Annotated in this window: 11 protein-coding genes; 3 read left to right on the plus strand and 8 right to left on the minus strand. The window is 45.9% G+C overall.

All coding sequences use genetic code 11. From position 1 onward, the window contains the following. The first annotated feature begins 194 nt into the window (after nucleotides 1–194). Nucleotides 195–1,415: a TraB/GumN family protein gene (locus ACFPXP_RS08910; protein WP_379893871.1), complete on the plus strand. Its 1,221-nt coding sequence runs from the start codon at nucleotides 195–197 to the stop codon at nucleotides 1,413–1,415. 100 nt (nucleotides 1,416–1,515) lie between these two features. Here the strand turns inward: ACFPXP_RS08910 and ACFPXP_RS08915 are convergent, their stop codons facing one another. After that, entirely contained in the window at nucleotides 1,516–2,571 is a 1,056-nt protein-coding gene (locus tag ACFPXP_RS08915; protein ID WP_379893872.1) for a glycoside hydrolase family 88/105 protein, read from the minus strand. A gap of 192 nt (nucleotides 2,572–2,763) precedes the next feature. On the opposite strand from ACFPXP_RS08915, the gene ACFPXP_RS08920 reads away from it, so the two are divergent. Then, complete coding sequence (locus ACFPXP_RS08920; RefSeq protein ID WP_379893873.1) at nucleotides 2,764–3,708, plus strand: helix-turn-helix domain-containing protein; 945 nt, start codon at nucleotides 2,764–2,766, stop codon at nucleotides 3,706–3,708. Between the two features lie 39 nt (nucleotides 3,709–3,747). Here ACFPXP_RS08920 and ACFPXP_RS08925 read toward each other — a convergent pair whose 3' ends face one another. Continuing rightward, nucleotides 3,748–4,053 (minus strand): MGMT family protein, encoded by a 306-nt coding sequence (locus ACFPXP_RS08925; RefSeq protein WP_379893874.1) that lies wholly within the window; start codon nucleotides 4,051–4,053, stop codon nucleotides 3,748–3,750. 302 nt (nucleotides 4,054–4,355) lie between these two features. Continuing rightward, a complete protein-coding gene (locus ACFPXP_RS08930; RefSeq protein ID WP_379893875.1) occupies nucleotides 4,356–5,639 on the minus strand; it encodes a Gfo/Idh/MocA family protein in 1,284 nt (427 codons plus the stop codon). Between the two features lie 138 nt (nucleotides 5,640–5,777). On the opposite strand from ACFPXP_RS08930, the gene ACFPXP_RS08935 reads away from it, so the two are divergent. After that, nucleotides 5,778–6,608, plus strand: a complete 831-nt coding sequence (locus ACFPXP_RS08935; protein WP_379893876.1) for an AraC family transcriptional regulator — start codon at nucleotides 5,778–5,780, stop codon at nucleotides 6,606–6,608. A gap of 196 nt (nucleotides 6,609–6,804) precedes the next feature. Here ACFPXP_RS08935 and ACFPXP_RS08940 read toward each other — a convergent pair whose 3' ends face one another. The 5 genes from ACFPXP_RS08940 to ACFPXP_RS08960 all read right to left on the minus strand — a co-directional run bounded on the left by ACFPXP_RS08940 (nucleotide 6,805) and on the right by ACFPXP_RS08960 (nucleotide 9,038). Then, nucleotides 6,805–7,083 (minus strand): hypothetical protein, encoded by a 279-nt coding sequence (locus tag ACFPXP_RS08940; protein WP_379893877.1) that lies wholly within the window; start codon nucleotides 7,081–7,083, stop codon nucleotides 6,805–6,807. 14 nt (nucleotides 7,084–7,097) lie between these two features. Then, entirely contained in the window at nucleotides 7,098–7,781 is a 684-nt protein-coding gene (gene radC / locus ACFPXP_RS08945) for a RadC family protein (RefSeq protein ID WP_379893878.1), read from the minus strand. Nucleotides 7,782–8,217: 436 nt separating this feature from the next. Next, a complete protein-coding gene (locus ACFPXP_RS08950) occupies nucleotides 8,218–8,499 on the minus strand; it encodes a hypothetical protein (RefSeq protein WP_379893879.1) in 282 nt (93 codons plus the stop codon). Between the two features lie 23 nt (nucleotides 8,500–8,522). Beyond that, nucleotides 8,523–8,774, minus strand: a complete 252-nt coding sequence (locus ACFPXP_RS08955; protein ID WP_379893880.1) for a hypothetical protein — start codon at nucleotides 8,772–8,774, stop codon at nucleotides 8,523–8,525. 69 nt (nucleotides 8,775–8,843) lie between these two features. Next, nucleotides 8,844–9,038, minus strand: a complete 195-nt coding sequence (locus ACFPXP_RS08960; protein ID WP_379893881.1) for a hypothetical protein — start codon at nucleotides 9,036–9,038, stop codon at nucleotides 8,844–8,846. Nucleotides 9,039–9,311: the final 273 nt, after the last annotated feature.

Genomic DNA, 9,311 nt, shown 5'->3' on the forward strand with positions numbered 1-9,311 from the left:
AGCACAAAATTAGCTTGTGATCGCATAAACCGTCAGTTGCAGCTTGATGTAGCTTAATTTTTGAACTGTAAATTTGTAGTCGGGTTAGTCTACAGTTTTTTAGAACGATGCATTATGAAATTGATTCAGGTACCTTCATTTCATAAGAAGTGTTCATATTATAATTACATTATAGATAAAGGAGATTACTACATATGAAAAATTGGAAACGCAAGCTCTTATCCCTTACTCTCTCTGTAGGCTTACTTGCTTCCGCAGCGCCAACCTTGGCTGCTCCGCAGCAAACGTTGATTAAGGTGAATGATCAGGCGATTGAGTATGCTGCCGACGCACCGATCATCGATAATGGAACAACGCTGGTGCCGCTGCGCACTACGCTTGACGCCCTGAACGCGAAGCTCGTAGGAGTGACAGACGACACGATTACTGCCGTGGTGAACGGTAAAACGATCACACTGAAAAGCAAGCTTACGCGCATCCATGGCGTCACTTATGCACCGATTCGTATCGTTGGGGATGCAGCAGGTTACGAAGTTAGCTGGGATGCAGCAACCCGCACGGTTGTACTAGTAACCAAAGGTATAGCACCGGAGACCGCCCAGACTGGCGGACGCGGCTTTATGTGGGAAGTCGAAAGCAACGGCAACACCGTATATTTGGTAGGTTCCATGCATATTGCGGATGACAGCTTCTACCCGTTGCGCGAGGAATTTGAAGAAGCTTTTGCCGAGTCAGATTATCTGGGCGTAGAAATCGATCTCAGCAAAGCGGCTGACGAAGAACAACAGAACTTGATCCTGGAATTGGGTATGTACCAGGATGGAACAACTCTAAAGGATCACATATCCGCTGAGACGTATGCGAAGCTGGGCGAGATTTTGAAGGAGCATGGAATGGAGCCGAACATGATGGATACTTTCAAACCTTGGGTTGTGGAGTCAACCATCAGCAGCTTGAAAGCGATGGATGCCGGTTATGCATCAGAGGCAGGCATTGACCTGTACTTCATCCAAAAAGCGCTGGAACGTCAAATGCCGATTGTGGAGCTGGAGTCTTATGAATCCCAGCTGAACATGTTTGATGGTTTCTCGAATGAACTGCAGGAGAAAAACCTTAACACGGTATTGGATAACTTTGATGTCATTGATGATCAAACCGACCTAATGGCCGAGATGTGGAAAACAGGTGATGAAGGGGCTCTGCTCGAATTGACCAACAGCATTTCTGGTGATGAGGAGTACAACCAAGCGATGCTGATTGACCGGAACATTGCCATGGCTGACAAAATCGACGGTTACCTGAAAGACGGCAATAACGAAGAGTATTTCATCGTGGTTGGCGCAGCTCACTATTTGGGTGAGCATGGAATCGTAAAACTTCTGGAGGATAAAGGATATAAGGTGGTACGGAAATAAGGTTGTTATATAGTAACGACAATGCCCCAGCTCAATAAGAGTTGGGGCATTATTTTAAATGGTGTGGATTTTCGCTAAATCATGAATTTGAGCGGCTATCCTACTTCAAGATATCGCATAGAAATGCCAGTGCCAGACCTTGACCCCAGCCTTGTATCCAATCTTTAGGGATGTTGTTATAGCCATCTCTATCTTTCATGACGGCAGTCCCGCCGGAAACGTTAAGGACACGTCCATCTTCACTGATATTGTATAAAATACCTTCTAATGCTTTTTGCACATATTTCGTATGCAGCGGATTATGGTTGTTTACCATGGCAGCTGCAATTCCACAGGATGCGGATACTTCCTCATACGTTTCCTCATCATTCAGGATCGTTCGCCATAAACCATTATCCGTTTGTACCAGCTTCAATGCCGCCAGTTGATCCCGAAGCGAGCATTCAATATCCATGCACTGAGGGTATAAGTACCATTCCTTTAGAAGGGATTTCACTTGGGACATGGTATAAGCCGCCCAAGCATTGGCTCTTCCCCAGAAAAATCCGGACATGTGGTCCTTATGTACGTTATTGTAGCCGTGGTACCACAAACCGGTTCTAGGATCCTGCAAATATTTAATATGCCAATAATATTGGTTCAAGGCATCGTTAATGATATCCTCATCCTGCAGTTTGCTTCCTACACGAAGCATGAAAAATGCTGCCATAAACAGTGTGTCTGCCCAAGCTTGTTCCGGAAAATCATTGGCAACCGATACGGTATGCTGCAGGACATGATCTCCGAACCGAAGTGCATCATTACGAAGATAGTCCACCTTGCTCATCACAATATCCCAATATTTTTGTTCACCGGTTTCTTCATACAATGTGATCAGCATATGCCCCATGGCACATGTGTTCACCGTCCAGGCCGGCAAGCCCATATCGATATATTCGTCGGTCCATTGTTTGAGCATATCCAAATAATCTTTATTTCCTGTTGTTTTATAAGCCCTGGATACACCGTAGTAAGCCACACCGCATGGCCATTCCCATGTTAAATCCATTGTCATGGTTTTTCTTACAACTCGATCGATGACTTTTACAATTTCTTCTCTCTCATAATCTATCTTCAATGTCGTTTCCCCTCTCTTGAAACGGTAAAATGATGACATGAGGTTGGTGCAATACTTCCAACCTTCATTGTAAAAAACAATAAGGTTCGAATCTAATCACTTTCATAGAAATACTATGCAATTTCAACCATTTTCCCGATGATATTAGGTTGAATCTGCTTTATAATGAAAGTTACATATGCAGCGAAAGGCGAAAGACGAACTCAGTTGAAAGGACAGGAGGTATCTGTTATGCCCAGGAAGAAAAAGCCTGTCATTGAATACCGCCATTACAGCTTGCCCAGTCAATTCCCTGTACTGCTCTTAGATGGAGAACGCTGGAGAATTTCCGAAATTAAAAGCGATCATCTCCATTTTCATAATTGTTTGGAGATTGGTATATGCCATTCTGACAGCGGTTTCATCGAGGTGGAGGGGACGCCCATACCCTTTAAGGCCGGTGATGTTACCTGCATACCTAGATATCTTCCCCATACGACCTACAGTTCTCCCCATACCGCTAGTCTTTGGTCATATATCTTTTTTTCGCCTGAGGAGCTCTTTAATCATCTGTTTAGAAGCTCTGATGACAATTTTGAGCGGCCATTGCCAAACATGAAGGCCTCCAGCTGTATCTTAGGCAAGGACAAGCATCCTAAGGTCTATATGCTTGCATCAGCAATCGTAGATGAATTAAAGCAGCAAAAACCTTACTATCAGGAAAGTGCACACGGTTTATTATTGTCCCTGTATATCGAACTTCTAAGAATCTATTCGAAGAAGGAAGAACGGATGGATCAAAAAACAGATCATAAGCTGGGAGACACTTTGGTCATTTCTCCGGTTTTGGAGTATATCTATAACAACTATATGGCACCCATCTCTATCGATGATTTAGCAGATCTTTGCCATTTAAGCACCACTCACTTCCGAAGAAAATTTCGTGAAATCATGGGTGCTTCACCTTTGGATTTTGTATACAGCACGCGAATTGATGAAGCCTGCAAGCTACTGAGAAGTACGGAGGATTCGATTCTTTCTATTTCTGAAAAGGTTGGTTTTCAATCTGTTTCAAGCTTCAACAGATGCTTCGCCAAACTGATGGGAACGTCGCCTAGAGCTTGGCGAAAGAAGGCATTACAATCCGAGACGCAATCGGCGAAACCCGCTATTCTTGAATTTTCCGGCTGGCTGTAAAATCTATCCTTTGCAAGAAATAGATACGGCAAGATAAAACTAAGGAATATAGAGGTATCTCTCCAAATCGATCTTCCCTGTGTCGCTTACCTCGATCCCTTCATCTCTGAGATAGGAGGCTTGCTCGCTTCGTGCGATATCGTCTTTAAGCGCGATTTCTCCACGAGCATTAACGACACGAAACCAAGGCAGGGCATAGGCTTTACTTGATGAATGCAGAATTCGAACCACTTGTCTAGCTCCCCGATGATTGCCTGCGAGTGCAGCGATTTGCCCATAGGTCATGACAGAACCCTTAGGAATTCCTTTGATGATCTCTATAGCACGTAGTGTAAAAGGCGTCATCGTGAATGACCTCCTCCCCTAAAAACATCGTTTAATATCATTATATCGCTTTATCTATTTGACAAAAGCATACATGCTTTGGGGAAGGATTTTTACATGCCGACTTTCTGCAGTTTCTAAACTCAGGATCCATCGTGAACGTAACGTTGGCGATCGGTATTACATGTCACTTAGGGGCTGCTTCCATAGGAACGTCATAAAAAGGCCCCCCATGCATATTCATCGGAGCAGCAGTCCAATGTCTATTTCTGAGGGGGGCATGTTAGTTATGCGATCTAGGTGTCTTTATCGTTTCACAACCTTTAAAACTTCACTAAGCTGTCTACATTCACAGGGAGGCCTGTGCGCATAGAAATGTTCCCAGCAATACCGGTCAAAATGGACATCGCTCCGTCGACATGCGACGCTGCACGATTGTACGGATCTTCTTCCGGTACACCGAAGATGTCATTGAGCAGGATCGGATCGCCGCCGCCATGACCGCCTACTCCTTCAGGAATTTCTGCCTCGTACGCTTCACCGAACATGGGAATAACCTTAATGCTTTTTGCCTTCAGGGCACCCTCATCTTCCTTCTTCCCGCCTGAATTGACATATGATTTCTCGACGATTTTCATTTCGATGCGGCCCTTGGAGCCATTGAAATTCACTTGGAATCCTTCCCACGGCATATAGCAATTGAGAGAGTAAGTCAAGATCGCCTTGTTTTTGTAGCGAACGAGGACACCCATCGTGTCTTCGATAGAAATGCCGTCGCCGAACACGCTTTGATCCCGATAGTACCCATCCTCATGCTCTGCATCTGCATATAATCCCTTGAGTTCCGTGCTCTTCTCTAGGTCGAGCGCGAATGGATCGTTCTTCGCAATTTCACTGCCGCGTGTACGATTATAGAAATCAGTTAAGCCGCGCTTCTCCGCATTTTCCTTGCCGTAGAACATCAAAGAGCCTTGAGCATAAACGGTTTGAGGCTGGGATCCCAGCCAGAAATTGACCAAATCGAAATGGTGAGTTGACTTGTGCACGAGCATGCCCCCGCTGTTCCGCTTGTCCCGGTGCCAGCGGCGGAAATAGTCCGCACCGTGCTCGGTGTTAAGGAGCCATTCGAAATGTATGGAATGGATGTCGCCGATCGCGCCGCTCATGATGAGCTCGCGAATTTTCGTATTATGTGGTGCGTAACGGTAGTTGAAGGTGACGCGTAGCTGCTTGCCCGTTCTGTTTACTGCGTCTAATATTTCTTGGCATTTTTCTTCGTCTACTGTCATCGGTTTCTCTGTAATGACGTCGCACCCAAGCTCCATCGCCCTGACGATATATTTATGATGAGTTCGGTCTATCGTCGTTACAATGATCGTATCCGGCTTCTCGCGCTGAATCATATCCTCAAACTCGTGGGCCTTATACGTTGGGATTGCTGGGTGTTCGAAACGTTCCTGCAGCAGCTTATTTGCGTAGTTCATCCGTGTTTGATTCGTATCGCAAAATGCGACGAGCTCGGATGTTTCACGGAAGTCTCTTGCCAATGAGCCGTAGAAGAAGATTGCCCGTCCGCCTGTGCCAATGAGTGCGTATTTTTTTTTCATAAATAAGTCTCCTTTCCTTGCAAAAAAGTAAAGTCCGTTTACTTTACTCTATCGCAGAGAGAGGGTATAATCGACTACAATTATTGCTCTTTTTCTATAAAAAGTCGCAAATCTTGCACTTTTGATGGAGGCGCTGGTATGAACGTTTACTATAACTCCACTGGAACGATTCAGATCGATTATATGAAGCGAACCGGTTATTTTACGATGACGGGTCAGCATTCGCACGATGGATATGAGCTGTACTACTTGTTTAATGGGGAGCGGGATTATTTCATTCGCGATCGGACCTATCGGGTGGAACGGGGAAGCTTCGTGTTTATTGAAAAGGAGGAGCTCCATAAGACGGTGGATACAGGGGTGCCGAATCACGAGCGGGTGGTGTTCAATTTCGCAGCATCGCTGCTTTCCGGCTTTCCGCTGCAGGGCCGAAGCGGTGTTGTGGTCCTTCCGCCCCAGGTACAGTACAAGGGGGAAACGCTCGTACGGGAACTGATTGCGGAAGCGAAGGGGGATGCCGCAGGAAGAGATTTGATGCTTGAATTGCTGCTCAGGCAGCTTTTGCTGCTCGTTCTTCGCTCGCAGGCGGAACAGCCAGACCCCGAGGTGCAGCCTTCATTAGTACACCGAACGATGTCCGAGGTTGCGGCATATGTCGGGGCGCATTATCCAGAACCGCTGCTGCTGAAGGACGTAGCCAAACGCTTTTTTGTCAGTCCGTATTACCTAAGCCGCAAGTTTAAGCAGTGTACAGGATTCGGCTTCTCAGAATACGTACAGCTCGTTCGCATTCGAGAGGCCCAGCGGCTGCTTCGTGAGACAGATTTTAAGATGATTGAAATAGCAGAACGAACCGGCATTGGGCCGGTGGCTAATTTCCATAAATTGTTCAGAAAGATGAATGGCGACACACCGCTGCAATATCGCAAGCGGCAGCAGGCGCTGATAGCGGATGAAGCGCAGGTATGAAGCGTGCTAGACAAATTGGTTGGGCTGATCGATGCCTGCCCTTGACTAGTCCAGTTTCTTTTGCCGTATAGAGCAAAGACACGGGTGACATATTATTACTTATAAAAGCTGTTAAAAAAACCGAATGCGTAGATCTTGTGGAGCGAATCATTCCTATACACCATCAACTAGAGTGCGATGAAAGACAGATCTGAAATCATGCGGGTTGATATGTAAGGGAAATGATGAGTTTGATGAAAACAGATTTAGCGGGTAATTTTGCATGTTGATTTATGATTAAAAGTGTTCTTCCGGCTGCCGGACAGACAGCAGGGAATGGGAAGTGTGGAGCAGCTTGAAAAACAGATGCTGGTGTAACGATCGACGTTTTGCCTTTTCCATTACCTCCCGTAATCTCGTTGACTTTGCCGAATTCAAATAACTGCTTCGTTTTGTGCAGCTTAAAACCGGAAATTTCAGTCGATAAGATTAACATTTCTATATCCTCCTTTATCGGCCCGGGAATGTACCCTGCTCTTTGAAGCTGTAATAGTCATTTCCGCCAATAATGATATGGTCCAACACCTCGATCCCGAGAAGCTCTCCCCCTTCTGCCAACCGCTCCGTCAGTGAGATATCTTCCGCACTTGGACTCGGTACACCGCTGGGGTGATTATGCGCGAATATAACGCTCGCTGCCCCCCTTCGAATGGCGCCTTTGAACACTTCGCGCGGATGAACAATCGCCGCATTCAGCGTTCCAATGGAAACGGTCTCCCGACCGATCACGCGTCCCTTTGTGTTGAGGTAGAGACATACAAAATGTTCACGGTCGAGATATTTCAGATCCTGGACAGCATCCCGAACATCGTCCGGACTTCGAATGATGATTTCGTCTTGTTTTGGCGCCACACTCATCCGTTTGGCGAGCTCGAAGATAGCCATCAGCTGAAAGCTTTGACGTTCATCGAGTTCGAACATAACGGACAGTTCAAATTCAGACAGCGTCCCGAGATAGGCAAGACCTTTCTGTAACATATCGTCCACGACAGCGGATACCGAGCGATTCCGGATGATCGGCTCTAAAATGACAATCAGTAAATCCTTCTGGGAAAGCTGTCCGGCATCACACGTTCGGTAGTAGACATTCTTCGCTTCTTTGACCGCGGATTGGTTGAGGATTGAAACGGACATTTTCTATCTCCCCTTTCGTCTTATCGCGACAGCAATTTGCCAATGACGGTACATTGTTTCAATTGGCGCCGGCGGTCATAAAGACGTTGTACTTTGAATATTGCAGCTTTGCTCATATGTATTTGCCCATACCGAAAGTGAAGGGGCACCCCCTCACCCAAAATCGGCAGAGGGGCTCCCTCCTTCACATCGTCATATTTTTTATCCCCGTCGTATGCACTTTCGGGTCACTTGTTTGAATTCTATTACCCCGCGCAGAGATCAAGTGAAATTTGATCATCTGGCCGTTGATGTCCCAGCAAGTTTGTGCTTTAACTCATCTAACCAAAGAGAAAAGCGGTTGTGAGGTATCGCTTGTCGTGAATCGGAGTTTCTTACTTCAACAAGAAATAGTCCAATACAAGATAAAGCGAATATCCGATCCGCTTTTCATGTTCTACCCAAACCTTCGGAACGCTCTCAGCGTAGCCATACAATGGCGGATTGAAGTCTTTCGTATCGATCGCGGAGAAGACCACACATGGAGTTCTCCGGTTGTGAGGGACATCACGTTGACGGGCACAGGAGTGCTCTTGCCTGAAATGGGAACGACCCCTTCGCCGGTTAAAGAATACACGGTTTCTCCCAAGTCGTATGCTTTCGCCAAAAGTTCGTTCGTGCGGGTCTCAAACCCGCCAAGGTTCATGAGTAAGCACACTTTGCGTTTCATTTTCTTCATTTCTATTTCCCCCTGTTACACATTCAAGCTGGTATGGAGTATGTTCCGAGCTTAAGCGGCACATCATGCTTCTTAAAAAGCTCAAGCAGCACTTTTTCGTACGCATCGGCGTCGGATTCAGGTACTTCTTTCCCCCGGTTGCCGACGATGACTTTCAACGGCTCACATTTCACCACGTCGAAATAGATGCACGACTCGGCACCATCCTGTTCCACGATGGCTACTCCTCCGCAGATTAAGCGGTGGTTCAGTTGAATCGATACTTTTTTAATCATCTCTATTCCCCTCCTTTGGACATAAAAAAAGAGAGCACGATTGCTCTCTCATCCAATCATTTGTTTTACTTAAGCCGTAGAAGAAAGTGGAGCATCGAATATGCGAATTAACTCCACTAGGTTCACTTTGACCGTACCGATTATTCCTTTCCGGTTTAGTACATCCATATATCGATTGATGAGCTTCAAATAGGCTGGATCCAAGCTGGATATATCGGTGACGATCAGCATTCCTCCGTTGTATGTGCGGTGGCAAGAAAACATTTCTATGGCTCCTTTCTGCAGGGAGTTGTGTCAGCCAAAAAACAGTCGATCCATAATAATGCAGGATCCGGCAATGTATAACAGAAACAACAATGACTTCGTTTTGTCCCCGTTTTTGCTTGGCATCATCCTCTTCCTTTCTTTCAACCCGAGTTCGACAGTAAATCACTCAAAATAGGTACACAAGGGATCGAAAATCCCATAAGATCAAGGTTTTTTCTCGGAATGCATAGAAAAACACCGAGAATTTCATAGGCACACGCTAACTAAGAT

The organism is Marinicrinis lubricantis, assembly GCF_042658665.1.
GTDB classification, from domain to species: domain Bacteria; phylum Bacillota; class Bacilli; order Paenibacillales; family KCTC-33676; genus Marinicrinis; species Marinicrinis lubricantis.

Bases quoted from the DNA above. Each gene is read 5' to 3' on its own strand.
- radC (WP_379893878.1), bottom strand. From the start codon at position 7,781: ATGTCCGTTTCAATCCTCAACCAATCCGCGGTCAAAGAAGCGAAGAAT.
- ACFPXP_RS08910 (WP_379893871.1), top strand. From the start codon at position 195: ATGAAAAATTGGAAACGCAAGCTCTTATCCCTTACTCTCTCTGTAGGC.
- ACFPXP_RS08925 (WP_379893874.1), bottom strand. From the start codon at position 4,053: ATGACGCCTTTTACACTACGTGCTATAGAGATCATCAAAGGAATTCCT.
- ACFPXP_RS08955 (WP_379893880.1), bottom strand. From the start codon at position 8,774: ATGATTAAAAAAGTATCGATTCAACTGAACCACCGCTTAATCTGCGGA.
- ACFPXP_RS08915 (WP_379893872.1), bottom strand. From the start codon at position 2,571: ATGTCATCATTTTACCGTTTCAAGAGAGGGGAAACGACATTGAAGATA.
- ACFPXP_RS08920 (WP_379893873.1), top strand. From the start codon at position 2,764: ATGCCCAGGAAGAAAAAGCCTGTCATTGAATACCGCCATTACAGCTTG.
- ACFPXP_RS08950 (WP_379893879.1), bottom strand. From the start codon at position 8,499: ATGAAGAAAATGAAACGCAAAGTGTGCTTACTCATGAACCTTGGCGGG.
- ACFPXP_RS08935 (WP_379893876.1), top strand. From the start codon at position 5,778: ATGAACGTTTACTATAACTCCACTGGAACGATTCAGATCGATTATATG.
- ACFPXP_RS08930 (WP_379893875.1), bottom strand. From the start codon at position 5,639: ATGAAAAAAAAATACGCACTCATTGGCACAGGCGGACGGGCAATCTTC.
- ACFPXP_RS08940 (WP_379893877.1), bottom strand. From the start codon at position 7,083: ATGTTAATCTTATCGACTGAAATTTCCGGTTTTAAGCTGCACAAAACG.
- ACFPXP_RS08960 (WP_379893881.1), bottom strand. From the start codon at position 9,038: ATGTTTTCTTGCCACCGCACATACAACGGAGGAATGCTGATCGTCACC.